At 68.4% G+C, this 24,822-nt stretch carries 25 protein-coding genes; 13 read left to right on the top strand and 12 right to left on the bottom strand.

Translation table 11 applies throughout. The annotated features are described in order from the left end of the window. Positions 1-9: 9 nt before the first annotated feature. Both ASC59_RS14280 and ASC59_RS14275 read right to left on the bottom strand, forming a co-directional pair. Entirely contained in the window at positions 10-204 is a 195-nt protein-coding gene (locus ASC59_RS14280) for a helix-turn-helix domain-containing protein (RefSeq protein WP_055824388.1), read from the bottom strand. Positions 205-362: 158 nt separating this feature from the next. Next, complete coding sequence (locus ASC59_RS14275; RefSeq protein ID WP_055824386.1) at positions 363-803, bottom strand: ArsR/SmtB family transcription factor; 441 nt, start codon at positions 801-803, stop codon at positions 363-365. 90 nt (positions 804-893) lie between these two features. On the opposite strand from ASC59_RS14275, the gene ASC59_RS14270 reads away from it, so the two are divergent. Together ASC59_RS14270 and ASC59_RS14265 are read left to right on the top strand one after the other, a co-directional pair. Continuing rightward, positions 894-2,336 (top strand): TrkH family potassium uptake protein, encoded by a 1,443-nt coding sequence (locus tag ASC59_RS14270; RefSeq protein WP_055824383.1) that lies wholly within the window; start codon positions 894-896, stop codon positions 2,334-2,336. Beyond that, a complete protein-coding gene (locus ASC59_RS14265; RefSeq protein ID WP_055824381.1) occupies positions 2,329-3,000 on the top strand; it encodes a potassium channel family protein in 672 nt (223 codons plus the stop codon). Before ASC59_RS14270 ends, ASC59_RS14265 begins: the two co-directional genes overlap by 8 nt. Before the next feature lie 5 nt (positions 3,001-3,005). Here ASC59_RS14265 and proC read toward each other — a convergent pair whose 3' ends face one another. Then, positions 3,006-3,842, bottom strand: a complete 837-nt coding sequence (proC, locus tag ASC59_RS14260; RefSeq protein ID WP_055824379.1) for a pyrroline-5-carboxylate reductase — start codon at positions 3,840-3,842, stop codon at positions 3,006-3,008. A 22-nt stretch (positions 3,843-3,864) separates the two neighbouring features. Here proC and ASC59_RS14255 point away from each other — a divergent pair, with 22 nt between their 5' ends. Both ASC59_RS14255 and ASC59_RS14250 read left to right on the top strand, forming a co-directional pair. Continuing rightward, positions 3,865-4,827: a cation diffusion facilitator family transporter gene (locus ASC59_RS14255; RefSeq protein WP_055824378.1), complete on the top strand. Its 963-nt coding sequence runs from the start codon at positions 3,865-3,867 to the stop codon at positions 4,825-4,827. Beyond that, positions 4,824-5,564 carry a glutamine amidotransferase-related protein gene (locus tag ASC59_RS14250; protein WP_055824376.1) on the top strand — a complete coding sequence of 247 codons (741 nt, stop codon included), beginning with the start codon at positions 4,824-4,826 and terminating at the stop codon, positions 5,562-5,564. Before ASC59_RS14255 ends, ASC59_RS14250 begins: the two co-directional genes overlap by 4 nt. A 111-nt stretch (positions 5,565-5,675) precedes the next feature. Here ASC59_RS14250 and ASC59_RS14245 read toward each other — a convergent pair whose 3' ends face one another. After that, positions 5,676-6,155: a nucleoside deaminase gene (locus ASC59_RS14245; RefSeq protein WP_055824374.1), complete on the bottom strand. Its 480-nt coding sequence runs from the start codon at positions 6,153-6,155 to the stop codon at positions 5,676-5,678. Positions 6,156-6,190: 35 nt separating this feature from the next. Between ASC59_RS14245 and upp the strand changes: the two genes are divergently transcribed. Both upp and ASC59_RS14235 read left to right on the top strand, forming a co-directional pair. Beyond that, positions 6,191-6,823 carry a uracil phosphoribosyltransferase gene (gene upp / locus ASC59_RS14240; protein ID WP_055824372.1) on the top strand — a complete coding sequence of 211 codons (633 nt, stop codon included), beginning with the start codon at positions 6,191-6,193 and terminating at the stop codon, positions 6,821-6,823. Positions 6,824-7,268: 445 nt separating this feature from the next. Beyond that, on the top strand, positions 7,269-7,961 hold the full coding sequence (locus ASC59_RS14235; RefSeq protein WP_055824370.1) for a winged helix-turn-helix domain-containing protein: 693 nt from the start codon (positions 7,269-7,271) through the stop codon (positions 7,959-7,961). Between the two features lie 156 nt (positions 7,962-8,117). Here ASC59_RS14235 and ASC59_RS14230 read toward each other — a convergent pair whose 3' ends face one another. Both ASC59_RS14230 and ASC59_RS14225 read right to left on the bottom strand, forming a co-directional pair. After that, positions 8,118-8,456: a carboxymuconolactone decarboxylase family protein gene (locus ASC59_RS14230; RefSeq protein ID WP_055824368.1), complete on the bottom strand. Its 339-nt coding sequence runs from the start codon at positions 8,454-8,456 to the stop codon at positions 8,118-8,120. Positions 8,457-8,550: 94 nt separating this feature from the next. Beyond that, a complete protein-coding gene (locus ASC59_RS14225) occupies positions 8,551-10,485 on the bottom strand; it encodes an FAD/NAD(P)-binding protein (RefSeq protein ID WP_055824366.1) in 1,935 nt (644 codons plus the stop codon). 183 nt (positions 10,486-10,668) lie between these two features. Between ASC59_RS14225 and ASC59_RS17295 the strand changes: the two genes are divergently transcribed. The 3 genes from ASC59_RS17295 to ASC59_RS14210 all read left to right on the top strand — a co-directional run bounded on the left by ASC59_RS17295 (position 10,669) and on the right by ASC59_RS14210 (position 13,423). Further along, positions 10,669-11,691, top strand: coding sequence for a GNAT family N-acetyltransferase (locus ASC59_RS17295; protein WP_162243191.1), 1,023 nt, complete (start codon positions 10,669-10,671; stop codon positions 11,689-11,691). Continuing rightward, positions 11,688-12,815, top strand: a complete 1,128-nt coding sequence (locus tag ASC59_RS14215; RefSeq protein ID WP_268765495.1) for an FAD-dependent oxidoreductase — start codon at positions 11,688-11,690, stop codon at positions 12,813-12,815. Before ASC59_RS17295 ends, ASC59_RS14215 begins: the two co-directional genes overlap by 4 nt. A gap of 110 nt (positions 12,816-12,925) precedes the next feature. After that, entirely contained in the window at positions 12,926-13,423 is a 498-nt protein-coding gene (locus tag ASC59_RS14210; RefSeq protein WP_055824364.1) for a GNAT family N-acetyltransferase, read from the top strand. A 423-nt stretch (positions 13,424-13,846) separates the two neighbouring features. Here the strand turns inward: ASC59_RS14210 and ASC59_RS14205 are convergent, their stop codons facing one another. From ASC59_RS14205 to ASC59_RS17400, 6 genes are all read right to left on the bottom strand, one after another. Continuing rightward, a complete protein-coding gene (locus ASC59_RS14205; protein ID WP_055824362.1) occupies positions 13,847-14,860 on the bottom strand; it encodes an ABC transporter substrate-binding protein in 1,014 nt (337 codons plus the stop codon). A gap of 112 nt (positions 14,861-14,972) precedes the next feature. Continuing rightward, complete coding sequence (locus ASC59_RS14200; protein WP_082513703.1) at positions 14,973-15,803, bottom strand: amino acid ABC transporter ATP-binding protein; 831 nt, start codon at positions 15,801-15,803, stop codon at positions 14,973-14,975. Next, positions 15,800-16,894, bottom strand: coding sequence for an amino acid ABC transporter permease (locus ASC59_RS14195; RefSeq protein WP_082513702.1), 1,095 nt, complete (start codon positions 16,892-16,894; stop codon positions 15,800-15,802). The genes ASC59_RS14200 and ASC59_RS14195 overlap by 4 nt, the downstream gene beginning before the upstream one ends. Then, a complete protein-coding gene (locus ASC59_RS14190; protein ID WP_055824359.1) occupies positions 16,881-18,038 on the bottom strand; it encodes an LLM class flavin-dependent oxidoreductase in 1,158 nt (385 codons plus the stop codon). The genes ASC59_RS14195 and ASC59_RS14190 overlap by 14 nt, the downstream gene beginning before the upstream one ends. 310 nt (positions 18,039-18,348) lie before the next feature. Further along, positions 18,349-20,112, bottom strand: a complete 1,764-nt coding sequence (locus ASC59_RS14185; protein ID WP_055824357.1) for a cation:proton antiporter — start codon at positions 20,110-20,112, stop codon at positions 18,349-18,351. 32 nt (positions 20,113-20,144) lie between these two features. Beyond that, on the bottom strand, positions 20,145-20,651 hold the full coding sequence (locus tag ASC59_RS17400; RefSeq protein ID WP_200942410.1) for a MarR family winged helix-turn-helix transcriptional regulator: 507 nt from the start codon (positions 20,649-20,651) through the stop codon (positions 20,145-20,147). Between the two features lie 88 nt (positions 20,652-20,739). Here ASC59_RS17400 and ASC59_RS17395 point away from each other — a divergent pair, with 88 nt between their 5' ends. From ASC59_RS17395 to ASC59_RS14165, 4 genes are all read left to right on the top strand, one after another. After that, on the top strand, positions 20,740-20,892 hold the full coding sequence (locus ASC59_RS17395) for a hypothetical protein (RefSeq protein ID WP_162243190.1): 153 nt from the start codon (positions 20,740-20,742) through the stop codon (positions 20,890-20,892). After that, positions 20,889-22,520 carry an MFS transporter gene (locus tag ASC59_RS14175; RefSeq protein WP_055824353.1) on the top strand — a complete coding sequence of 544 codons (1,632 nt, stop codon included), beginning with the start codon at positions 20,889-20,891 and terminating at the stop codon, positions 22,518-22,520. Before ASC59_RS17395 ends, ASC59_RS14175 begins: the two co-directional genes overlap by 4 nt. 355 nt (positions 22,521-22,875) lie before the next feature. Beyond that, on the top strand, positions 22,876-23,313 hold the full coding sequence (locus tag ASC59_RS14170) for a MarR family winged helix-turn-helix transcriptional regulator (protein WP_055824351.1): 438 nt from the start codon (positions 22,876-22,878) through the stop codon (positions 23,311-23,313). Between the two features lie 935 nt (positions 23,314-24,248). After that, complete coding sequence (locus ASC59_RS14165; protein WP_055824349.1) at positions 24,249-24,800, top strand: alternate-type signal peptide domain-containing protein; 552 nt, start codon at positions 24,249-24,251, stop codon at positions 24,798-24,800. Positions 24,801-24,822: the final 22 nt, after the last annotated feature.

The raw sequence follows: 24,822 nt of genomic DNA, 5'->3' as shown, positions 1-24,822 counted from the left end.
CCGCAAGCGTCAGGCCGTGTCGGCGACGTGGTTCTCGACGGCGGCGGCGACGGCGGATTCCGGCACCCGGAACGACCGACCGAAGCGGATGGCCGGCAGCTCGCCGGCGTGCACGAGCCTGTACACGGTCATCTTCGAGACCCGCATCATCTCGGCCACCTCGGCGACAGTGAGGAATCGCACGTCTGAGAGATCGCTCGTCATGGGTAGACCTTCGCTCGGGACCGTCGCGGTCGCTATCACACTCGAGTGAACCTCTGTGACTGGAGTGTTTAACGAGACTCTAGAACTCCGGAGCGCACGGCGTCCAGTGCCCGCCGGGCACCAGTTCGCGGGTGACGGTCACCGGCAGCGCCGGTGCGCTACTTGCGCCAGGACTTCGGACGCACGTCCTTCACGGCACTGCTCACCTGGTGCGACGCATCGGCGACAGCCTTGCCGATGGCGGCGGCGAAGGCCTTCTGCTCCTCCTTCAGCCCCTCGGCCAGAGCAGCCTCCTCGGCGACGGCCGCCTCGAAGTCGACACTGAGGAACGGGATCAGCCAGTCCTCGATCTCCTCGAGGGGCGCATAGACCAAGTGGTAGTAGCGGTGCTGGCCCTCTTCACGGACGCTGACGAGGCCGGCCTCCCGCAGCACCTTGAGGTGCTTGGACACCGTCGGCTGGCTGAGGCCCAACTCGGCGACGATGGCCGAGACGCTGATCTCGCTCGGACGCGTCGAGCCCTCGGTGTGGTGCGCGAGCAGGGTGCCGAGGATGTCGCGTCTGGTGGCATCAGCCACAACGTCGAAGATGTCCGCCATGGTGCAAGGTTAGTCAGTCCGACCGGGGAGTACCATGACATTTCGAACTGCCGCCGGAACAATCGGCCGCACGAGGAATGAGGGGTCGTGATGCAGCGCACTCTGGCGGCGCGCGGCTTCGTCACCCCTGCCCGATCGTGGGGTGGGCGCGTTCGCGACGGCGTGGACTTCCTCGCCAGGCACTCCCCCGCCAGGTTCGCGATCCTCATCTTCACGGCCCTCATCCTGCTGTGGACGTTCATGCTGTCGCTGCCCATCGCGAGCCAGAGCAGGTCGATGACACCCCTCGCCGACGCCCTGTTCACGGCGGTGTCGGTGATCTGCGTCACGGGACTCTCGACCGTCGACATGGCAACGCACTGGTCGGGCTTCGGCAATGCGGTCATCTTCATCGGCGTGAACATCGGCGGTGTCGGCGTGCTGACGCTCGCCTCCATCCTCGGCCTCGTGGTCTCCCGCCGCATCAGCCTTCGCACCCGACTCATGGCGGCGAGCGACAGCAACCCGTCCCGCATCCACGTCGGCCCGGTGAACGAAGGCCAGGCCGTGCGCCTCGGCGAGGTCGGCAGTCTGCTGGCGACAGTGGCGATCAGCGCCCTGACCATCGAGGCACTCACGGCCGTCATCCTGTTCCCCAGAGTGCTCGCCGCCGGCTACGACTTCGGCCATTCGGTCTGGTACAGCGTCTACTACGCGGCCATGGCGTTCACGAACACCGGCTTCACTCCGAACCCGGAGGGCATCGCTCCGTTCGAGCACGACTACATCTTCCTGAGCGGCCTGATGTTCGGCGTCGTCCTCGGCGCCATCGGCTTCCCCGTCATCTACGCCCTCGTGAAGCTCTGGCGCAGGCCCCGCAAGTGGACCGTCCACGTGAAGCTCACCCTCTTCACCTTCGCCGTGCTCCTCGTCGCCGGCACGGCGCTCTTCATCTGGCTGGAGTTCGACAACCCGAAGACCTTCGGCGGACTGAACGCCTTCGACACGGTGTTCCAGTCGTTCTTCATGTCGGTGATGACCAGGTCGGGCGGCTTCTCGACCATCGACATCTCCGACCTGCACGGATCGAGCCTGCTCGTCGCCGACATGCTCATGTTCATCGGTGGTGGCTCGGCCTCGACGGCCGGTGGCATCAAGGTGACGACCCTCGCGGTGCTGTTCCTGGCCGCATTCGCCGAGGCCCGCGGACGCGACGCGATGGAGGCCTTCGGTCGACGCATCCCCCGCGACATCCTGCGGCTCGCCGTGAGCGTCGTGCTCTGGGGAGCGACGACCGTCGCCGTCTCGAGCATCCTGCTGCTGCACATCACGAAGGCCTCGCTCGACATCGTGCTGTTCGACGTGATCTCGGCGTTCGCCACCTGCGGACTGTCGACGGGCCTCACCCAGGACCTGCCGACCGCCGGCGTCTACGTGCTGTCGGCGACCATGTTCATGGGTCGCGTTGGTACAGTGACTCTCGCTGCGGCCCTGGCGGCCAGCCAGTCGCGACAGCTGTTCAAGCGTCCTGAAGAGAGGCCCATCGTTGGTTGACCGCATCAAGCACGACGCCCCGGTGCTCGTGATCGGCCTCGGTCGGTTCGGAGCAGCGACCGCCGGGCAGCTCGACCGCCTCGGCCGCGAGGTGCTCGCTGTCGACGACAACGAACTGCTCGTGCAGAAGTGGTCGGAACGGGTGACGCACGCCGTGCAGGCCGACGCGAAGTCCATCGACGCGCTGCGCCAGATCGGCGCTCAGGACTTCTCGATCGCCGTCTGCGCGGTGGGTTCCAGCATCGAGGCATCGGTTCTCATCACGGCCAACCTCGTCGACCTCAAGATCCCGCAGATCTGGGCCAAGGCCATCTCCACCTCGCACGGCAAGATCCTGGAGCGCATCGGCGCCAACCACGTGATCTACCCGGAACGCGAGGCCGGCGAGCGCACGGCCCACCTCGTGAGCGGACGGATGCTGGACTTCATCGAATTCGACGACGACTTCGCCCTGGTGAAGATGTACCCGCCGAAGCCCATCAGGGGCCTGTCCCTGCAGGACTCCGGGGTGCGCTCGAAGTACCGCATCACCGTCGTGGGCGTGAAGAGCCCGGGCAAGCCGTTCACCTACGCGACCGAGCAGACCGTGGTCTCAGACCACGACCTCATCATCGTGTCGGGCTCAGAGGCCGACATCGAGCGCTTCGCGGCCCTCGGCGGCTAACCGACTCAGCCGGCCGCGAGTTCCCGCGCCCGGGCGAGGGCGGCATCCGTCGCCTCGTCGAAGACGCGCTTGAGCCCGGCGTCCTCGAGCACGGCCACGGCACGCTCGGTGGTGCCCTTCGGACTCGTCACCCGGCGACGCAGCTCGGTCGGGTCCACGTCCGACGACGCCAGCAGCTCGCTCGCCCCGCGGAACGTCCCCTCCACCATGGTGCGTGCCTGCTCGAGCGTGAACCCCTTGTCGACGGCAGCCGCCGTCAACTGCTCGATCAGGTAGAAGACATACGCCGGACCGGAGCCCGAGATGGTCGAGAGTGCATCGATCTGCTCCTCGGGAACCACGAGCACCTCGCCGACGGTCTCGAACAGCGCGACGGCGAGAGCCAGGTCGTCGTCGCTCGAGCGCGTGCCTGCTGCCACACCGGTGAGAGCCCGCCCGACCACGGCCGGGGTGTTCGGCATCGAGCGGATCACGGCGACGGATGCCGGCAGCAGCGACTCGAACGTCGCGACGGTCACGCCGGCCGCGACACTCACCACGACGGCTCCCGGCTCGAGTGCATCGGCGATCTCCCGCAGGAGATCAGGCACCATCACCGGCTTCACGGCGACGACGACGAGCTTGACGCCGCGCACGGCGGCACGGTTGGCGTCGGCATCCGTCTCGGTGGCCGTCGCTGTCACACCATCGAGTGCGTCGAGCTCCGCCGCCTTCGCCGCCGAGCGATTGGTGGCACGGATGCCGCCCGCCACGCTCACGTCGGGCTGAAGCAGCCCGCTGATGATGGCCCGCGCCATGGAGCCGGCACCGAGGAACGCGATCGAGGGGAGGTCTGTGCTCACCCGTCCATCCTAGGATTGCGGTATGAGCACAACCGGCGGCAACAGGGCGATCTTCGCGGCACTTCTCGCGAATCTGGGCATCGCGATCACCAAGTTCATCGCCTGGTTCTTCTCCGGATCGTCGTCGATGCTCGCCGAGGGCGTGCACTCGCTCGCCGACACCGGAAACCAGGTTCTGCTGCTCCTCGGCGGGCGCAAGGCGCGCAAGCGCGCCGACCTCTCGCACCCCTTCGGCTACGGCCGCGAACGCTACGTCTACGCCTTCGTCGTGTCGATCATCCTGTTCTCGGTCGGTGGCGTCTTCAGCGTCTACGAGGGCTTCGAGAAGCTGCAGCATCCGCACCCCCTCGACAACTGGTGGCTGCCGATCCTCGTGCTCGTGATCGCGATCATCCTGGAGTCGTTCTCGCTGCGCACCGCCGTGAAGGAATCGCGTCCGCACAAGGGCAAGCAGAGCTGGGTCGCCTTCATCAGGCACGCGAAGGCTCCCGAGCTTCCCGTCGTCCTGCTCGAGGATGTCGCAGCCCTCACCGGCCTCATGTTCGCCTTCATCGGAGTCGGCCTGACCGCGCTCACCGGCAACGGCGTCTGGGATGCCATCGGCACCCTGGCGATCGGCGCGCTGCTCATCCTCGTCGCCGTCGTGCTGGGCATCGAGACGAAGAGCCTGCTCGTTGGCGAGGGCGCAAACCTGGCCGATTCGGCCGCCATAGAGGACGCGATCCTGGCCGGTGGCGAGACCGACCGCATCATCCACATGAAGACGCTCTACCTGGGCCCCGACGAGATTCTCGTGGGGGCGAAGATCGCCATCGACGCCGACATGCGCTTCGCCGAGGTCGCAGCGGGCATCGATGCCATCGAGAAGCGCATCCGCGCAGCCGTGCCGGCCGCACGCACGGTCTACCTCGAGCCCGACGTCTACCACGCCAGTTCCGACCCGGCGCCACCCACCGACGCCATCGTCTTCAAGGGACTGGAGTGACGGCGGCCGCGCCGGGAACCGCGGGGCTTCCCACCCGCACTGCGCTCGTCCTGCGGCACGACGCCGCCATCGGACTCGGCAACCTCGGCCCAGTGCTCGCCGAGCACGGCTACGAGGTGACGACCATCGACACCCCCGCAGCCGACCTCGGCGCCATCGACCCATCGGCGGCCGACCTCGTGGTCGTGCTCGGCGGCGACGAGGGAGCATACGAAGGCGCCGTGCATCCGTTCATCGATGCCGAGATCGCCCTGTTGCGCAAGCGCATCGCGGACGAGCGTCCGATCTTCGGCGTGTGCCTCGGTGCCCAGTTGCTGGCGGAGTCGCTCGGCGGCTCGGCCTACAAGGGCCCGACGACGGAGGTCGGCTATCTCGAGGTCGTGCCGACGGATGCCGGAAACGCGTCCCCCGTGCGCCATTTCCGCGGCGTTCCCGTGGTGCAGTGGCACGGCGACACCTACGACCTGCCCGAGGGCATCACCAGCCTCGCCACCTCGGGGCAGTACGCGAACCAGGCGTTCGCCATCGACGACTGGCTGCTCGCCGTGCAGTTCCACCCCGAGGTCACGGCGGAGATGCATGAGGACTGGCTGCAGCGCTGGGGAGCCGAGCTCCCCGACCACGGGCTCACGGTCGATGGGCTGCGCGCGGACCGGGAGCGCTACTCCGACGCCATGCAGCGCGCCTCGCGCGCGTTGCTCGGCGACTACCTCGACGGGCTATCGGCGGCTCGCTGAGCGCGAAGCGCCCCACCTCTCACCCGCTGATCGAGTAGCGCCCCACGAAGTCGGACGCGTATCGAGATCATCGAACGTGGTCTCGATACGGCTGCTCGCTGCGCTCGCGGCCTACTCGACCAGCGGCGGATGCCGCTTCCCCTCGAAGAAGTCGAGGAGCAGGCGCGAACACTCCGCCTCCCCCACGCCGGCAAAGACCTCGGCGCGGTGATTGAGCCTGCGGTCGCGCAGCACGTCGTAGAGCGAACCCGAGGCGCCGGCCTTGTCGTCCCAGGCACCGAACACCACCACCGGCACGCGCGCAGCCAGGATCGCCCCGGCGCACATGATGCACGGCTCGAGCGTGACAGTGAGGGTGCAGCCCTCCAGATGCCAGTCTCCGAGGGCCGCTGCGGCCTCCCTGATGGCCACGATCTCGGCGTGCGCTGTCGGGTCAGCGGTGAGTTCGCGCTCGTTGCGGCCGCGGCCGATCACCCGACCCGAGGCATCCGTCACCACGGCTCCGACGGGAACGTCGCCCCCGGCCAGCGCCACCCGTGCCTCGTCGAGGGCGAGCCGCATCGCGGCCGTGTGCGCCTCGGAAGACCCCATCGGCCGCCCCCTCCTGCTCGAACTAGGATGAGCCTATGCGAGTCCATGTTGCCGACCACCCGCTCATCACCCACAAGCTGACGGTTCTCCGCGACAAGGACACCCCCTCCCCGGTCTTCCGCTCGCTGGTCGACGAGCTCATGACCCTGCTGGCCTACGAGGCCACACGCGACGTGCGCGTCGAGCCGCACACCATCCAGACGCCGGTCGCCGAGACGACGGGCGTTCGCATCAGCGAGCCCCGGCCGCTCGTCGTCCCCATCCTGCGTGCCGGCCTCGGCATGCTCGAAGGCATGGTGAAGCTGCTTCCCACAGCCGAGGTCGGCTTCCTCGGCATGGCGCGCAACGAGGTCACCCTCGAGCCGACCACCTATGCCGAGCGACTTCCCGACGACCTCTCCGACCGTCAGTGCTTCGTGCTCGACCCGATGCTGGCCACCGGCGGATCGCTCGCTGCAGCAATCCAGTTCCTCTTCGATCGCGGAGCGCAGGACGTCACCGCCATCTGCATCCTGGCCGCCCCCGAGGGCCTGGCCGCAGTCGAGAAGGCCTTCGACGGCCATGACGTCACGATCGTCCTCGGAGCCGTCGATGACCACCTCAATGAGAACGGCTACATCGTCCCCGGACTCGGCGATGCCGGCGACCGGCTCTACGGACTCGTGTAGGCGCGAATATTCTTCGGCGGACGACACGCCGCCCCCGCATCCGATCAAGGAAATCCGATGAAATTCGTTTTCATCGGTTTTTCTTTGCCCGAATCTCTCTCGATAACGGATGCTGCCACGCGCCGCACCTCTGGGCGCACCTGATGCGGCCGCGCCCGAGTCATACGCCGACATCGAATTGACACAACTCGTCACACTGGTTTTACTGACGACCATGACGAACAGCGCACACCCCCTGACCTCGCTCGAGGCCCAGAGGCATGCCGGCATGATGATGCCCGGCCGTGCGCCCATGTGTTGTCGAATGTGCAGCTGACGCAGCTCCGACCGCCGAGTTCCTCCCGCGAACTCCCGAGGCCATCCGGCCGCCAGTTTCCCGAACCCTCCGTCGCCTCTCCTCCCGCGACAGGTTCGCCACAGCATCATCCCCTCTGAAGGACATCCCATGTCGATCGCCCAGTACACCTCACCCGACTCGCTCACCGATCTCGCCGCCGAGGCGCCGACCCCGCCGCCCCGCGTTCGCGCTGTTCCCGACGGCACCGAGGCCCGCGGCTTCGTTCTCTACGTCGGCTTCGACGAGGCCAAGGCAGCAGCATCCGGAACCACCCTCCACCGCGTCGTCGAGGCCCTCAAGGCCCTCGCAGCCGAGGTCGCCCCGGGCTCCGAGACCTACGCCGCCGTCGCCCTGGCACCCCAGGGTGCCGGAGGCCGCGACGTCGACGTCGTGCGCCTCGCCCTGCAGGACCCGTCGGCCCTCGCCAAGCACCGTCAGACGCCGGATGCCGCCGACCGCCACCCCGCCGGCGTGATCGTCGACATCTCACGCAAGCGCGTGCTGCTCGACGGCGAATCGGCCGGACTCACCTACAAGGAGTTCGAGCTGCTGCAGTACCTCGTGCTGCGCGAGGGCCGCACCATCGAGCGCGCCGAGCTCATCTCCTCGCTGTGGGATGCCGCTGGCGACGACGAGGTTCCGAACGAGCGCACCATCGACGTGCACGTGCGGCGCCTTCGCGCGAAGCTCGGCGCCTACGAGGACATCGTGCGCACGGTGCGCGGCGTCGGGTACCGCTTCGACCGCCACGCGGATGTCTCCATCCGCCAGGCGTCGACCCCGAGCCCCGACCTGTACTGAGGCCGGGAGCGGGCGTCGGTTTTCGCTCGGTGAGGGCCGAGCGGAGCGACGGGGCGCGCTTCGACCGCGGCCTGCGGCCGGTCCTCAGCGAGCGGGATCAACAGTCCCCGCCCGGTGAGGGCCGAGCGCAGCGACCGCCCGAAGCGTGCGGTGCGCTCAGTGCTCGTGCGCGCCTGACAGCTTGAACGCCAGCCGGCCGTGGGTGTAGCCGCCACCGGCACGGATCGCCGTGGCGACCCAGGCGGCCTCGGCCAGTTCCGCCTCATCGGCACCCGCCTTCACGGCGTTCTTACTGTGCCCGTCGATGCAGTACACGCACTGCGTGGTGATCGACACGGCGAGAGCGATCAGCTCACGGTACTTCAGCGGGATCGCCCTGCCCTCCTTGGCGAACACGGCCTCGTCGAACGTGGCGAAGGCCGCGAGGATGTCGGGCGTGTGCTCCTTGTAGACCTTGGTGTACTGGCGGTCGGTGCTCTCGAAATACTCGCTCATGCCCTCAGTCAAGCCGAGCACTCTGGCCCAGCCGCATCAGCGTGACGCCCTGTGACATCGGGTGACTCCGGCAGCGTGAACACGGCCGTCATCGCTAGGCCGGCGCGAGGACGCGTTGCTCGCGCACTCGCGCCGCCTCCTCGAGGAGGGCGATGGCCAACGCGTCGTTCTGCCTGAACGGCAACGCGTTGATTCCCGGTCGCGTGAACGCGCCGGATTCCGGTGCAGCGGTGAAGCTGCCGACGGCGAAGATCGACGGGTGCTCCCGCCCTTCGCCATCGACGACCCTCGAGTGCTCGGGGTGCACCGTAGTCCGCTGCGAACCGGCACCACGGGCCCCCAGCTCACGCAGCACCGGGTTGAGGCTCGCTGCAGCGTGCGACTCGGGCAGCCAGGCATCGACGAGAGCCGTGGCCACCGCGGCCTGCGGAACACTCCGACTGGTGGCGATGAAGCCCACGCCCTCCTCGCACCGCACCTGCACGTCGGGGCCGAGGAAGCGCACGAACCCCGCCTCGGTCAGGGCGAGCAGTTCCTCGAGCCTGTGCCCTGGTGGACCGCTGGCCACATAGGAGAAGTAGGCGTGCCAGTCACGCGGCAGCGCTTGCGTACGACTCCGCTCGTTCCAGGCGTCGCGCGGAATCTCGGCCACGGCCATGAAGGCGTACAGCGTCGCGAGGAACAGCCCCTGCGTCGCGCTGAACCGCTGCTCGGTGCGCTGGGCGAGATCGCCGCTGATGTGCGCCCGCAGTCGCTCCTGCAGGACCTCGGGTGACGCGAACCGCTCGGCGCCGAGCGGCCGGTCGAAGCTCATGATGTCGAACCGGTCCGCGGCATCCGGAACAGCGTGCTCGATGGCGTCGAGCAGCTCGGCCGAGTTCCACGGCAGGCGCCGGATGAGCTCGCTGAACGTCGCCCAGTCGGCGCACACCCGCTCGGGATGCCCCGTGAACAGCTCGCGGTAGTAGCCGAGCAGCTGCTCGGTGGCGACGAGCGGCCAGACGTCGTCGAAGTCGAGGCTGCCGGATGCCGCTCCGAACGCGGCGATGCGCTCGGAGGTGAGCACCTCCAGGCGCGGCGGGTCGCCCTGCAGCGCCGAGGTGATCTTCGAGCGGTACGGCACTCCGCGGCGCGACCCGAGGTGAGCCCTCGGCTCCAGTCCCGAGGCCTCATAGACGAGCCGCCCGTCGGCGGCGCGGGAGAACGAGCCGCCCCGACCCTCGAACAGCAGCACGATGAGATCGGTGGCGGCCAGCCCCATACCCCGCACGATCACGTCCTGACCGGCCCGGATGCCCGTGAGGTCGGCATCGGCGGTGAAGTCCGGGGGGATGTAGGTGCCGGCGTTGCGCTCGGCGAACAGCTGCAGTCGTCGCTCGCGATCGCCATCGACCCGGGCGTTGTGCCCGACGGCGTAGACGACGATGTCGGCCTCGAGAGCCTCGCCGGTGTCGAGGCCGACGCGGTGGGCGCGGGCGCCGACGTGGGGGTGGGCGCTCAGGTGCGCGCCGCCGTCGCCTGGCGCGTGTGCCCACTCGACGGAGTGCACGGACGCCTGAACGACGGTCACGCTCATCGAGTCGGGGGCATCGCGCACGATCGACTCGTGGAACCAGGCCAGGTAGGCGCTGTTGAGGCGCCTGGTCGGGAAGCTCTCACCCTGCAGTCCGGCGATCTCGGCCAGCACCGCGGCATCCGTCTCGGTCACCTCGGGTCGGAGGCCGGAGCGCACCTCCTCAGCCCATTCGATCAATGACGGCCCTGGTGAGACCGGTCCGGCGATGCGACAGGAATCATCGGTGAAGACGGTCACGTCCTTGGCCATGGAGTTGAGCTTGAGCAGGGGCGACTGATCCCGGCGCCAGATGCGGCCGGCGCCGGGCGGATGCGGGTCGACCAGGGTGACATGCAGCGGCGTGACAGCGGCGGAGTCGGAGCCGGCAACCGCCTGGTTCGCGGCGAGCCGCTCGAGGAGCATGACGGCGCGCGGTCCCGCCCCCACGATGACCACGCGCACGGCATCGTCCATGGCGGCACGCCTCCCTTCGCGCCGGCGGTTCCGGCTCGGCATCGTGCGAAGCTAACGGAGCGACGAATACAGCAGCAATGTGCCGTGTCACGGGCGCGTCATGCGTCGACACCGCGGGTAACACAGCACGCTCCCACGGTCGAGTCAGCACAATCGAAGGTAGAGAGAAAGGTCCGCCAGCGAGTGAGCTCCCCCATCGAGATCCGCCCCGCGCGCCCCCACGAGTACGACGAGGTCGGCAGGGTGACCGAACGCGCCTTCGCCGATGGACCCTACGGGCATCTTCCGATCTCCGCGGAGCGGCGGGACCTCGTGAACGACGTCGCGGCCCGGGCGGCATCCGGCACCGTACTCGTGGCCGTCGCGCCCGACGGCGCCATCGTCGGAACCGCGACACTGCTGCGAGCGGGAACACCGCAGTCGCGTCTGGCCGTCGGCGACGAGACGGAGTTGCGGCTGCTCGGCGTGGCGGGCGCCGCCCGTGGACTCGGTCTCGGTCGCGCGCTCGCCCTCGCCGCGGAGGAGGTCGCGCTCGGTTGGGGTGCCGCATCCGTGGTGCTCGACACCGGAAGCCGCAATCTCGTCTCGCAGGCCCTCTATCGCAGCCTCGGCTACGAGCTGATCCCGAATCGTTCGAGCGAGCCGGATGGCTCACCGATCGAGCACGTCGAGTTCGCCAAGCCCCTGCGCGTCCGCGACGACGTGCTCGTGCGCCTGGTGCGCCCAGACGAGTACGAGGCCGCCGCGGATCTCTCCGAGCGCGCCTACACGAGCGAGTACGACATCACCGAGAGCTACCGGGCGTCGATCCGGCAGATCGCCGACCGCGCGCAGGAACACCAGGTGTGGGTGGCCGTCGACACGGCGACGGGCGTCCTGCTCGGCGCCGTCGCGACACCGCGCCCGGGTCGCAGCATCTCCCCGCTCGCCCGCGACGGCGAGCTGGATTTCAGGCTTCTGGCCGTTGACCCGCCGGCCAGAGGCCGCGGCATCGGCGCACTGCTCACCCGGCATGTCATCGAACTCGCACGGCTGCGACGCCTGGAGCACGTCGTGATGAACAGCGGGCAGCAGATGGTGGGCGCCCACAGGCTCTACGAGAAGCTCGGCTTCGGCAGACTGCCCGCTCGGGAGGGTTCCATCACCGAGGGGGGCCGCACCATCCAGCTGCTCGCGTTCACGATCCCGGTCGGAGCCGCATCGTGACGGCATCCGGAACCGACACCGACGTCGTCGTCATCGGCGGCGGAGCCATGGGCTCGGCCACGGCCTGGCAGCTCGCGAGTCGCGGCACGTCCGTCACGCTCCTCGAGCGCTTCTCACCGGGGCATCGCAACGGCGCATCGCACGGGGCCTCGCGCAACTTCAACGTGAGCTACGGCGATCCGGTGCACCTCGCCCTGCTGATCGAGTCGCTGCGACTCTGGCGCGAGCTCGAGGACGAGACGGATGCGTCCCTCCTCGCTCAGGTCGGCATCGTCAACCACGGCGACTACGCCGACATCGACCTCGTGCAGCTGGCCCTCGAGACCGTCGGCATCCCGAGCGAGTTCCTGCCGGCATCGGAGGCCGCTGCCCGCTGGCCGGGCCTGCGCTTCGAGACTCGCGTGCTGCACACGCCGACGGCCGGTCGGCTGAACGCCGATGCCTCGGTCGCTGCACTGCAGCAGGCTGCTCGCGCCCGCGGTGCCGAGGTGCGCCACGACACCCGGGTGCTCGCCATCGACGTGCTCGACGAGAACCGCGTGCGGGTCACGACGGAGACGGGAACACTCACGGCCCGCCGCGCCGTCGTCACTGCCGGCGCGTGGACGCAGAAGCTGCTGGGCGGCATCCTGGATCTTCCCCCGCTCGTCGTCACGCAGGAACAGCCTGCGCACTTCGCCGTGCTCGACACCTCCTTCGAGTGGCCTGGCTTCAACCACCGGCCTCGCCCCGAGGACTCCTGGTGGTACTCCGGCGTCTACGGCATGCACACGCCGGGCGAGGGAATCAAGGCGGGCTGGCACGGTGTCGGCCCGGCCGTCGATCCCGACGCACGCGACTTCACCGCTGAGCCCGTGCAGCTGGCGGCCCTGCGCCGCTACGCGCGCGAGTGGCTGCCGGGCGCGGATGCCGACGCCGCCGTCGAGATCAGCTGCACCTACACCACCACCCCCGACTCGACCTTCATCCTCGACTCCGTCGGCCCGATCACCGTCGGCGCCGGATTCTCGGGCCACGGCTTCAAGTTCACGCCGTCGATCGGCCGGGTGCTCGCCGACCTCACCATCGGACGCACGGCACCGGGAGTATTCTCGCTGGGGCGCTTCTCGTCCGGCCGGGCCTGACCGCCGCATCCGTCTCCCGCCCCACGCCATTTCGCGGGGCTGCGGGCCAGCCGAGATGGCGCAGAACCCCACGACATGGCGCACAGCCTGGAACACCGAAGGAGAACAGCATGGCGCAGACCCGGGCGCTCACGATCGAGTCCGTCGTCTGGGACGACCCGCGCGCCGTCGCGCTCCGGGCCGCGATGGACGACGAGATGGGCGAGCGCTACGCCTCCGCGTGGGACGACTGGGACCCGGCTGCCGTCGAGAAGGCCATGAAGGCGTTGGTGCTGGACCCGGCCGACATCCACGCGACCTATCTGGCCGTCGTCGACGGTGAGGCCGTCGGCCACGCAGCGCTCCGCCGCCTCGGCTCCGAGTGGGAGTTGAAGCGCGTCGTCACGCTGCCCTCCCACCGCGGGCACGGCATCTCGAAGGCGCTGATCGCTGCCGTGGAGGCGGCGGCTGTCGCGGAGGGGGCGACCCGCCTCATCCTGCAGACCGGCGATCGCCAGCCCGAGGCTGTGCGCCTGTACGAGTGGCTCGGCTACAGGGGGATCCCCGTCTATCCGCCGTACGACACCCTTCCGATGTCGCTCTGTTTCGCGCGCGACCTCACCCGCTGATCGACCACTCCGTTGATCGAGTAGCGACCGAGCGCAGCGAGGACGCGTATCGAGATCAGGCCGACGTCAGCGCGACGCTGAGAGTGGTCTCGATACTGCTGCTCGCTGCGCTCACGGCCTACTCGACCAGCGGGGACCGACGGCTGCTCGCTGCGCTCACGGCCTACTCGACCAGCGGGCAGTGGCCGGGGAGAGTAGCCTCCTGTCACCGAGCAGAACGGAGTTCCCATGACGGACAAGACGCCTGAGGAAGAGCGCATCCAGAAGGAGCAGGAGCGACGCGATGCCGACAAGGCTCGCCTCGAAGCCGAGGAGGAACGTCGGCTGGAGTGATCCGCCCTTCTCCTACGGTGCGCCATTTCGTGGGGTTCTGCGCCGTGTGAGATGGCGCAGAACCCCCGGAAATGGCGCAACCGCACCGGATCAGCTGCGCGGAAGCCCCGCGGGGTTCACCTCGCTCTTCTCGATGCCCTCCGACGAGAGTCCCCGGCGCTCGAGGATCTGCTCGTACTGGCCGTTCTCGATGGCATAGTTCAGCACGATCTCGACGGCTTCGATCAGGCCGTTGCCCTTGGCCGTTCCCGCGGCGATCTGGGCGTTGGCCGGGTAGCCGCCGTTCACGAGACCGACGAGCTTCGTCTTGCCGTCGACGGCTGCCTTGTAGGCAGCGGTCGCGTTCGGACCGAATGTCGCGTCGACCCGGCCCGACTGCAGCGCCAGGGTGCCCGCCGCGTCATCCTCGAAGTACTGGAAGTCGACGGGGTCGAGTCCCGCGGCCACGTTCTCGTCGTTCCAGGCGAGCAGGATCTTCTCCTGGTTGGTGCCGGAGCCGACGATGATCGACAGGCCGGCGACGTCAGCAGCCTCCGTGATCGAGGTGATCTCGCTGTCGCTGCGCACGTAGAAGCCGAGCTCGTCGTTGCGGTACGAGGCGAAGTCGAACAGGTCCTTGCGCTCCTCGGTCACCGTGACGTTCGCGGTGATGAGGTCGTACTTGCCCGACTGGATGCCGAGGGGCCAGTCGGCCCATGCGGCGACCTCGCTCTTGAGCTTCAGTCCCAGGCCGTCTGCGATGAGCTGTCCGAAGTCCGGCTCGCTTCCGAGGAGCGTGGCGTTGTCGTCCTCGGCGAGGAAGCCGAGCGGCGGGATGTACGCGCTGCCCACGACCGTGAGCGATCCGGGCGTGACCGGCTCGAATCCGCTGGCCTTCAGCGCCGCGACGGCCTCGGGTACTGGATCAATGCGCGGGCGTCCGTCGACGTTCTTGCTGGTGAGGTCGAACTCGAGCGCGGTCGATGTGGGGCTCGGCGCCGGAGCCGCTTCCGCCGAGCCGCCGCCCGCCCCGTTGACCGCGACGGCGGCGATGAGTCCGCCGACGATCGCGACGACGGCGACGCCCCCGACGATCACGCCGACCTTCTTCTTGTTGAGTGCCATGATGTGCCTCTTCTCGTGATGATGGATCCGCGACGTCCGAGTGGGCGCGCGGGGACTGCCCTCCCGGCTGAGAGCGCCGGCAGGAACGTGTGGGTGGGCGGAATGGACCCGGTCAGAGCACCTTGCGCAGGAAGTCCTGGGTGCGCGGATGCTGCGGATGCAGGAGCACGCGCGCCGGCGTCCCCTGCTCGAGCACCCGGCCGCCGTCGAGGAAGACCACCCGATCGGCGACCTCGCGGGCGAAGCCGATCTCGTGGGTGACGATGACGAGGGTCGTGCCGAGCTTGGTGAGCTCGCCGATCACGGCGAGCACCTCGCCGACGAGTTCCGGGTCGAGCGCGCTGGTCGGCTCGTCGAACAGCAGCACCTTGGGTTTCAGCGCGAGCGCCCGGGCGATGGCGACCCGCTGCTGCTGTCCGCCCGAGAGCTGACGCGGGTAGTGGTCGGCCTTGTCGGCCAGCCCGACCCTGGCCAGAAGCCCGAGCGCGAGCTGCCGGGCATCCGCCTTGCCGAGGCGTCCGAGGGCGAGAGGCGCCTCGACGATGTTCTCGATGGCGGTGAGGTGCGGGAACAGGTTGAAGTTCTGGAACACCATTCCCACCTGTGTGCGGCGTTTCAGCACCTCCTTCTCGTGCAGCTCGAAGAGCTTGTCGCCGCGACGTTCGTAGCCGATGTACTGTCCGTCGATCGTGACGGAGCCGCGGTCGACGCTCTCGAGGTGGTTGATCGCTCGCAGCAGGGTGGACTTGCCCGACCCCGATGGGCCGATCAGCGCCACGACCTCTCCCGGCTCGATTCGGAGGTCGATGTCGTGCAGCACCTCGTGCGGTCCGTAGGACTTGCTGACCCCACTGATCTCGACGAGCCCGTCGGTGCTGCGGCGCGACGGTGCCGCGGTGATGTTCTCGTCGAACGATGGCGCGAGGCGCGTCGTGGTGCTCATCGGACGGCTCCTGTCTGGGTGTCGATCACGGCTTCGCCGGTGACGGATGCCGCCGGCTGGTCGTCGAGCCGCGCCCACTGCGTGCGCACCCAGCCGGTCGCCCGCTGGATCGGGGTCGGCGGCAGCACGCGCAGCGCTCCCCGGGAGAAGCGGCGCTCGATGTAGAACTGGGCGATCGAGAGGACCGTCGTGATGATGGCGTACCAGACCACGGCGACGAGCAGCAGCGGGATGACCAGTTGGTTGCGGTTGTAGACCACCTGCACCGTGTAGAACAGCTCGGGCAGGGCGACGACGAAGACCACGGAGGTGCCCTTCACGAGGCCGATCACCTCGTTGAAGGCGTTGGGCACGATGGCCCGGGCGGCCTGCGGCAGGATGATGCGGAAGAACCGCACCCGCCGCGGCAGGCCGAGTGCTGCCGCCGCCTCGAGCTGCCCCTGATCGACCGACAGGATGCCGGCCCTGATGATCTCCGCCGAATAGGCGGCCTGGTGCAGTGACAGGCCGAGCACGGCGGCTGCGAACGACGAGATGAGCGTGACGGTGTCGAACGACGCCAACCAGAAGTCCGTGGAGAACGGCCAGCCCAGACCCAACTGCGGATACAGGTAGCCGAGGTTGTACCAGACCACCAACTGCACGACGAGGGGCACCGACCGGAAGAACCAGATGAAGCTCCACGCCAGCGAATTGAGCAACGGCGACTTCGAGAGCCTGGCAACGGCGAGCAGGCCGCCGAGGGCGAATCCGACAGCCCCGGCGATCACGGTGAGCCAGAGCGTCAGGCCGAGGCCCTTGACGACGGCGTCGCTGAAGAAGAACTCGGCGAAGACGTCCCAGCGGTACTGGCCGTTGGTCACGAGCGACCAGAGGAACTGGGCCACGAAGAACACGGCGACAGCGCTCAGGATCCAGCGCGCCCAGTGCTTCGGATGCACCACCTCGAGCTGGGCGCGGGCAGCTCGGTCCTGACCCTCGGGTGGCGCCGGCTGACGGTCCACAACGAGGAGAGCAGCGGGCAGGGCTGCGGCATCCGTCGTCACCGGGACCCGGTTCTGCACCGGAGCGCCGGTCTCAGGCGGCGTCATGTCGCACCTCGTCGGGGGCGGCGTCGGCACTCGGGGATGCGACGGAGGATGCGGCGGCGGCATCGCGCGACGCGACCTCGGCTCGCACCAGCGGGATGACGTAGCGCCCGAAGTCGATGGTGTCATCGATGAAGTCGTATCCCCGCGCCGAGATGATGTCGACGCCCAGGTCGATGTAGTCGAGCAGGGCGGCCGTCACGGTCTCGGGACTGCCGACCAGGGCGTTGGAGTTGCCGCGGCCCCCGGTGAGACGAGCGGGCTTCGTCCACAGAGCTCGATCGTGGCGATCACCGCGGTCGGCGATCTCGAGCAGCCGCTGCGTCCCCGCGTTCTCCGCGGGCGCCGAGAAGAAGGCCGGCGCGTTGACGCCATGCCCGGCAGCGCGTTGCTCGATCTGCCCGAGGATGCGCTCCGCCTTCTCCCAGGCCAGGGCATCCGTCGCGGCGATGATCGGTCGGAACGCGACCTGGATGCGGGGCGGAGTGCTGCGACCGGCGGCTCGCGCGGCGGCGCGGATGGTCTCGATCTGCGCCGCCGTGTCGCGCAGCGGCTCGCCCCAGAGGGCGAAGACGTCGGCCTCGGCTGCGCCGACGGCATAGGCCGCCTCCGACGAACCACCGAACGAGATGGGCACTCGCGGCTGCTGGACCGGGAAGATGTCGCTCACGAAGTTCTCGAACCTGTAGTGCTCGCCATCGTGGCTGAACGGCGTGCGACTGGTGAGCGCCTGCTTGACGATCCTGATGTACTCGCCGGTTCTGGCGTAGCGCTCGTCCTTGGTCAGGAAGTCGCCCTCCGCAGCCTGGTCCGCCGTGCTGCCGCCCGTGATGAAGTGCACGCTGAGGCGGCCGTCGCTGATCTGGTCGAGGGTGGCGAACACCTTCGCCGCGTAGGTCGGATACGACACGTTGGGGCGGTGCGCCAACAGGATCTGGAGGTGGTCGAGCCGGCTCGCGATGTACGCTGCAGCCGTCGCGGGGTCGGGCGAGCCCGAGTGGTACGCGAACAGGATGCGGTCCCAGCCGTTGTCCTCGTGGGCTCGGGCGAACCTGAGCGTGTAGTCCTTGTCGAAACTGGCGCCGCTCCTGGCGCGGGTCTCGCCGCCGTCATTCAGACCGGCGATTCCGAGGAATTCGATGGGCATGGCTGGTTACCTTCCTGTGGGCGGGTGATGCCCAGAAGGTATGTCGCAGCCGGAGGGCCCGACCAGCGCGGCGATTCACAGTTCGTCACGATCGTCACGAAGTGTCACAGCGGTGACGGATGCTGGCACCGGCGCCGCGTGCGTGCAATGGCGAGCCGGTCGTCTTTGCGCATCGGGCGGTCGCTCCGCTCGGCCCTCAGCGAGCGGAAAGTGGCGGTCGCTCCGCTCGGCCCTCAGCGAGCGACAACGGAATAGCCGCTCGCTGAGAACCGGACGAAGTCCGCGTTCGAAGCGCAGTCAGCCGGCGCCGTCACTCCCCCGCGTCGGGCGCGTGCAGCTCCATGCTGATCTGATCGGCGTCGAGTGACTGCAATGCCCAGCTGAGGGCGCTGGACGAGTAGGTGCCAGCCTTCTGCAGATCGAGCAGGCGCACCCGCTGGGCCTCGAGCATCTCCACGCGGATGGCCCGCACACGATCGAAGTCGGGCTTCGGATCAGGCACATCGGATGCGCCTTCATCCGAGGCCCGGCGCATCAGCTCGCGCGGATCGATGCCCTTGTCGCTGAGCACTGCCAGCGCCACGGCGTTCAACTCCGCGGACAGCCGCTCGCGCTCCTCGATGTTCACGCCGATGCCGGTGAGCCCGAGACGGCGGGCCAGCCAGCCGAGGGTTCCGCCCTGGATGAGCAGGGACAGCGCCGCCACGACGAAGGCGATGAGAACGAGCAGCGAGCGCGATTCCGTGTCCTGGGGCAGGGTCTGCGCCGCCGCGAGGGTGACCACGCCGCGCATGCCCGCCCAGACCACGACAGCACCCTGCTTCACGCCGAGAGGCTCGGCCTGCATGTAGTCGACGTCGGCGACGTAACGCACCACGCGGTCGCGGAACCTGTCGGCGTCTCCCGGTCGCAGCTTCGGGATCGGGCGATCCTCCATACGGGTCGGATCCCCCGGCGGCATGCCACGACTGCGCCGGGGATCGCCGCCGGTCTGCCCGTCGCCGAGCGCCGGTGTTCCAGCCTCCATCCGATCGATGCGGTCCTGGATCGCGCCGAACTGCTCGGTGCGCGCAGCCTTGCGTCTCGCCGATCGTGCCAGCCCCTGCAGCAGCGGAACCACGTAGGCGGCCCGCACCAGGACCGTGGCGACGAGCGCCACCGCGCCGATCCACAGCGCGGTCCACAGCCCGCCGCCATCCGTCCCCACGTCATCGAGCAGGGTCCAGAGCTCCAGCCCCATCACCAGGAACACCGCCCCCTCGAGCAGCAGTTCGATGGTGCGCCAGTTCTGCGCATCGGAGAATCGATGGGCCGGGGTGAGCCAGCGCGGCGCGCCGATTCCGGTGACGAGCCCGGCCGCCACAGCCGCCACGAGGCCGGACGCGCCCAGCACCTCGGCCGGAACCGAGGCGATGAACGGGATCGTGAACGAGATGGCGGTGTTGACGGCGGCGTCCTTCACGCGGTGTCGCAGCCGCAGGTTGAGCCAGCCGACGACGACGCCGATCGCGACGGCCACGGCCACGGCGTAGGCGAAGTCGCCGAGCACGCCCCAGAACGAGACCGTGGCGGCCGTCGCCGCGATGGCTGAGCGCAGCAGCACCAGGGCCGTCGCGTCGTTCAGCAGGCTCTCGCCCTCGAGCACGGCGACGATGCGCGGCGAGACCCCCAGCTTCTTGACGATCGAGGTGGCGACGGCATCCGTCGGGCTGACGATGGCACCGAGGGCGATCGCGGCAGCCAGCCCGAGCCCGGGGATGAGCCAGGCGAACAGGAGGCCGAGGAGCACCGAGCTGAGCACCACGAGGATGACCGAAAGTCCGGCTATCGCTCGGAAGTCGCGGCGGAACTCCATCGTCGGCATCGACACCGCCGCCGAGTAGAGCAGGGGCGGGAGCACGCCGGCGAGGATCCACTCCGGTTCGATCTCGATGTCGCCGACGAACGGCAGCAGGCTCACCCCGATGCCGAGCACGACCAGGAGGAGCGGGGCTGCGACCCCGAGCCTGCCCGACGCCTGGGCGGCGAGTACGATGGCGAGCACTCCGAGCACTCCGATGACCAGCACGTCCATGCGTCCCCCTCGAGCACCCTGGGTGCGAAGAATCAGTTGTCGCCGGGCTCTTCCAGAGCGCGCGCGTGGGCGGCCATCCCGTCGGCGGCAGCCTCGAGGTATCCCATGATGAGCTCGCGCTGCTCAGGCGTGTAGCGCGCGAGCAGTTCGGACGAGATCTTCCCGAGCGGGCCGAAGAACTGCTGCGCCACCTTCATGCTCGCATCCGCGTAGTACAGGTGAACACGGCGGCGGTCCTGGTCGTCCCGGCGCCGTTCGAGGTGGCCGGCCCGTTCCAGCCGGTCGACCAGACCGGTGGTCGCTGCGGAACTCAGCCGCACGGCGGCGCCGAGCTGGCCCGGCGTGAGTGGCGATCCCGCCCGCTCCGCGTTCATCACGGCGAGGAGCGCCTCCAGGTCGATCTGGTGCAGTCCCTGCAGGGCAGCGAAGGCGCTGGAGACCTGTTCGGTCGCGGAATGGAGTCGCTGATGGGCGCGGGTGATCCGTCTGAGGCTGTCCACCTCGACTGCCGCTGCATCCTCCACGCCTGTTTCATCCACAGTCTCATTGTGGCCGAAGCGCGACCCGGAATAAACTCTCGGTGACAGAGAGTTATGTCGATAGAGACAACGTGAGAGGAGTCGACAGGTGGAACCGCACCACGGCGAGACGCTGCAGGAACAGGCCGTCCGGGCCGAAAGGGTCGTTCGCGAGGCTCTGACCGGGTTCTCCCCGGAGGAGCGGGCGGTCATCGACGCATTCCTCGACGACGTGACCGACCCCGAGGAGCCGCGAGCATGAGCGCGCTGAATCCCCCGGTCGATCGTCGCCGCTGGCTCGGGCTCGTCGTCATCAGCCTCGCCGTCGCCCTGATCATCGTCGACTCCACGATCGTCAACGTGGCGATCCCCTCGATCATCGACGATCTCGACATCAGCTCCACGCAGGTGCAGTGGGTGCAGGAGAGCTACACCCTCGTGTTCGCCGCGCTGCTGCTGGTCTTTGGCACCCTCGCCGACCAGTGGGGACGACGACGGATGCTGATCATCGGCATCTCGATCTTCGCTCTCGCGAGCATCCTGGCGGCCCTCGCCCCGACGGGCGAGTTCCTGATCTTCGCGCGCGTCATCCAGGGCATCGGCGGCGCCATGATTCTGCCGACGACCCTCTCGCTCATCAACGCCACCTTCCGCGGCCGGGAACGCGGGATCGCGTTCGCGGTCTGGGGATCCACGATCGGCGGCATGGCGGCCGTCGGACCGTTGCTCGGCGGATGGCTCACCACCGAGTATTCCTGGCGCTGGGCCTTCGGCATCAACGTGCCCCTCGGCATCCTCATCGTCGCCGGCGCGCTCTTCGCCGTGGTCGAGTCGAAGGCGGCCCATCCGTCCCGCGTCGACGTCGTCGGCGCCGTGCTCTCGGTGATCACCTCGGCCAGCCTCGTCTTCGGTCTGATCGAGGGTCGCAGCTACGGCTGGTGGCTCGCCGCAGACGACCTGACCATCGGCGACTGGACCTGGCCGTTCGTCATCTCGCCCATTCCCATCGCCTTCGCCATCACCCTCGTCGCCGGTGCCGCGTTCATCTGGTGGGGCCTGCGCCGGCAGAGGCGCGGCCAGAGCACGATGATCGCGTTCTCCCTGTTCCGGCTGGCGTCGTTCCGCAACGGCAACGTCGCAGCGCTCATCGTCTCGCTCGGTGAGTTCGGCATCATCCTGTCGCTGCCGCTCTGGATGCAGAACGTCCTCGGCTACGACGCCCTGCAGGCCGGGTACGTGCTCCTCGCCCTGGCGATCGGCTCCTTCGGGGCCAGTGGCGCCGCCGGCGCCTTCGGTCACCGCTTCGCCCCTGTGTGGATCGTGCGCGCCGGAATCCTGTTCGAGATCATCGGCCTGGTGCTGGTGGCAATCGTGATCTCGAGCGACACCCCCTGGTGGCAGATCGTGATCGGGCTCTTCGTCTACGGATTCGGCGTCGGCCTCGCCACTGCGCAGCTGACCGGCGTCGTACTCGCCGACGTGCCCGTCGAACAGAGCGGGCAGGCATCCGGTACCCAGAGCACCGCCCGCCAGTTCGGATCGGCGCTCGGCATCGCGGTGCTCGGCACCGTGCTGTTCACGTCGCTCGGAAACAGTCTCGACTCCTCGCTCGAATCGACGATCCCGGATGCCGCCGCCCGCGATCAGGTCGTCGACCTCGTGGTCGACAGCTCGGGCTCGGCGATCCCTGCCCTCGAGGAGAAGTCACCGGAGGCGGCAGCCGCGGCGCGCGACGCCTTCAGTGATGCGACCCGCTACTCGGCATTCACGGCGGCCGGCTTCCTCACCCTGGGCCTCCTGACAACGATCTCGCTCGGCTCCGGGCGCCCTCGCGAAGACGAAGCGTCCCCCTCGCCCGAGCCGGACTCCGCAGCTGCTCCGGCACTCTGAGGCGGCGGGTCACGTGGGACTCATGTGAATTCTGAGAATTCACGTGCGTGGTACTAGCGGCCGTTACCTCTTCGTTATATATTCGATTCAGCGTCAGTTGTTTGCTGTGGCGACTGACGTGGAATGTGATTGCAGGACACTCTTGGTGCAAGGGAGAGGGCCGGTCGTTAGCCTCAACGACCGGCCCTCAATCACGTCCGGCGACACCCGGGAATGACTTCCGAGAGCGCTCGGCACTCCCCACGCGGCCCGAGAAGAACTCCCGCCCAGAGGCTGCATCCGGTGCAGATGACATGGCCGACGCACGCCTGACGCCGCAGCCCCCTATTCTGGTACCTCGAAGGGGAGAGTGGGCATGTCGAACAAAGCAACGGCCGTCGTAGCGTGGGAGTCGCTGTTCCGCGCCCAGGTCGCTGTGATGCGCACCCTCACCCACGAGTTCCCGGCCCACGACATCTCGTTCAACGAGTACGACGTGATGTTCAACATCTCGCGTCAACCCGATCGAAGCCTGCGACTGCGCGACCTCAACAAGCACGTGCTGCTCACGCAGCCCAGCGTGAGCCGCCTCGTCGACAGGCTCGTGTCGCGGGGCTTCCTCGACAAGATCACCGACCCGTCCGACGGCAGGGGTGCCATCGTCACGCTGACCGATGCCGGCTACGACTCCTACCGCCGGGTCGCGGTCGAGCATGCCGAGTCGATCCGTCAGCGCGTCGGCACGAAGCTCAGCACCGCGGAACTGACCGAATTGACGCGGCTCTGCGACAAGCTGCGCAACGCGGAGAGCTGAACGCTCCCGTCAGCAGAGAGCCGAGCGAAGCGGGCGGTGAGGGTTAAAGGAACGATGGGACGGAGACCCTACTCCCCGCCCCATCGCGGCAGTCCCTCGCAGGATTGCCATCTCGGCCGGGCTACCCGAACATGGCCCGTCGAGAGCGCTCCGATGGCGCGCCACACAGGCTCCCTGATACCGCGCTAAGCGCGGTCGGGGCGTGACCGAGCACAGCCGGAGCGGGGTGCTCCAGCGTGGGCATACGGAGTTCGGGCTCCATGTCCACGTGCCTTTCGGGTCGGCTGACGTGTGTGCCGTCACAGGAGTGCGCTCAGGGCGGCGCTCGGTAGTGACGCGTAATCGGATTGGGGCATCCGCTTGGCAGACACCTTGAGGTGAGCCTAGTGCTCTCTGGCTCATACGACAAAGTACCCCGAGTGGGGGCCACTCCGGAATGCCGAATCTGAGGTCGAGACTGAAATCCCCGATGAAATCGGCGGAATTCGTCGGGGTACACGAGACGGCACAAAGGGGGACCGAGCGAGCTGAATGGGGTCGGAATAGGCCATGCTCGAACCTGGTCGAACTCCGACCGACCATCGATGTCGTGCATCGGACCCAGTGCCATCGCTGTTTCACGCCGGTTACGCGCCGGTTCCGTGCGCAATGCGGCCAGACCTGCGCATCGAGGACGGAAATGCAGCCGATCCGTACCCCGTCGCCCCCTTGTCGCGTGACACCTGTATTGGGTGCAGCGATTACGGGGTACATCCGTAGGTCGGCCGTTATGCCGACGTATACAGTCGAATCGAGGTACACGCCATGTGGCGTGTCCCAGCACTCAGCCCTACATCAGTGTTCCGCCTCGCGTGAGGCGTGACTTCGGGCCGACTCGGCCGCGCCATTCGTGGTGCGCTGACGCGCCGGCACGCTCATTCGGAAGGAACCGCACCATGAACAAGATCATCAAGGGATCGATTGCAGGCGCAGCCGGCATCGCTCTTCTCCTCGGAGGCGCCGGCACGTTCGCGCTGTGGAACGACAGCACTGGCGTCAACGCGGGAACGATCACCGCCGGAACGCTCACCACGGCGACCTCGGGAGCCTGGACCGACACGACGACCGCCACGGCGACGAGCATCGCCAACCCGCAGGCCGTCGTCTTCGCTCCCGGCACCAAGGTCACCTACACGGGCACCGTGACCGTCACGGCGACGGGCACCCACCTGGCCGGCAACGTCTCGTTCAACTCGACGTCGATCACCGCCAAGACCCCGGTCACACCGGCCAACACCGCCCTCGCCGCTGCCCTCGTGCCGACCCTCGTCGTCAAGAAGGCCGGCACGACTGTCACCGGAACGACCGCGTTCGCCGAGGGCACGACCACCCTCGATGTGGTGCTCACCATCACACTGCCCGCAGGCACAGGCGTCGACAACACCGCGAAGCTCGGCGCAGCCGACCTGAGCGCGATCACCTTCACGGCGCTGCAGGTCGCACCGTAACGATCGGTGATTCACCCGAAGT

The organism is Leifsonia sp. Root1293, from assembly GCF_001425325.1.
Classification (GTDB): Bacteria; Actinomycetota; Actinomycetes; order Actinomycetales; family Microbacteriaceae; genus Orlajensenia.
This window is presented reverse-complemented; position numbering and strand designations above follow the sequence as displayed.

Excerpts from the sequence above, each read along its gene's own strand:
- ASC59_RS14280 (WP_055824388.1), bottom strand. The coding sequence starts at position 204 with ATGACGAGCGATCTCTCAGACGTGCGATTCCTCACTGTCGCCGAGGTG.
- ASC59_RS14275 (WP_055824386.1), bottom strand. The coding sequence starts at position 803 with ATGGCGGACATCTTCGACGTTGTGGCTGATGCCACCAGACGCGACATC.
- ASC59_RS14270 (WP_055824383.1), top strand. The coding sequence starts at position 894 with ATGCAGCGCACTCTGGCGGCGCGCGGCTTCGTCACCCCTGCCCGATCG.
- ASC59_RS14255 (WP_055824378.1), top strand. The coding sequence starts at position 3,865 with ATGAGCACAACCGGCGGCAACAGGGCGATCTTCGCGGCACTTCTCGCG.
- ASC59_RS14245 (WP_055824374.1), bottom strand. The coding sequence starts at position 6,155 with ATGGGGTCTTCCGAGGCGCACACGGCCGCGATGCGGCTCGCCCTCGAC.
- upp (WP_055824372.1), top strand. The coding sequence starts at position 6,191 with ATGCGAGTCCATGTTGCCGACCACCCGCTCATCACCCACAAGCTGACG.
- ASC59_RS14235 (WP_055824370.1), top strand. The coding sequence starts at position 7,269 with ATGTCGATCGCCCAGTACACCTCACCCGACTCGCTCACCGATCTCGCC.
- ASC59_RS14230 (WP_055824368.1), bottom strand. The coding sequence starts at position 8,456 with ATGAGCGAGTATTTCGAGAGCACCGACCGCCAGTACACCAAGGTCTAC.
- ASC59_RS14225 (WP_055824366.1), bottom strand. The coding sequence starts at position 10,485 with ATGGACGATGCCGTGCGCGTGGTCATCGTGGGGGCGGGACCGCGCGCC.
- ASC59_RS14210 (WP_055824364.1), top strand. The coding sequence starts at position 12,926 with ATGGCGCAGACCCGGGCGCTCACGATCGAGTCCGTCGTCTGGGACGAC.
- ASC59_RS14205 (WP_055824362.1), bottom strand. The coding sequence starts at position 14,860 with ATGGCACTCAACAAGAAGAAGGTCGGCGTGATCGTCGGGGGCGTCGCC.
- ASC59_RS14200 (WP_082513703.1), bottom strand. The coding sequence starts at position 15,803 with ATGAGCACCACGACGCGCCTCGCGCCATCGTTCGACGAGAACATCACC.
- ASC59_RS14195 (WP_082513702.1), bottom strand. The coding sequence starts at position 16,894 with ATGACGCCGCCTGAGACCGGCGCTCCGGTGCAGAACCGGGTCCCGGTG.
- ASC59_RS14190 (WP_055824359.1), bottom strand. The coding sequence starts at position 18,038 with ATGCCCATCGAATTCCTCGGAATCGCCGGTCTGAATGACGGCGGCGAG.
- ASC59_RS14185 (WP_055824357.1), bottom strand. The coding sequence starts at position 20,112 with ATGGACGTGCTGGTCATCGGAGTGCTCGGAGTGCTCGCCATCGTACTC.
- ASC59_RS14175 (WP_055824353.1), top strand. The coding sequence starts at position 20,889 with ATGAGCGCGCTGAATCCCCCGGTCGATCGTCGCCGCTGGCTCGGGCTC.
- ASC59_RS14170 (WP_055824351.1), top strand. The coding sequence starts at position 22,876 with ATGTCGAACAAAGCAACGGCCGTCGTAGCGTGGGAGTCGCTGTTCCGC.
- ASC59_RS14165 (WP_055824349.1), top strand. The coding sequence starts at position 24,249 with ATGAACAAGATCATCAAGGGATCGATTGCAGGCGCAGCCGGCATCGCT.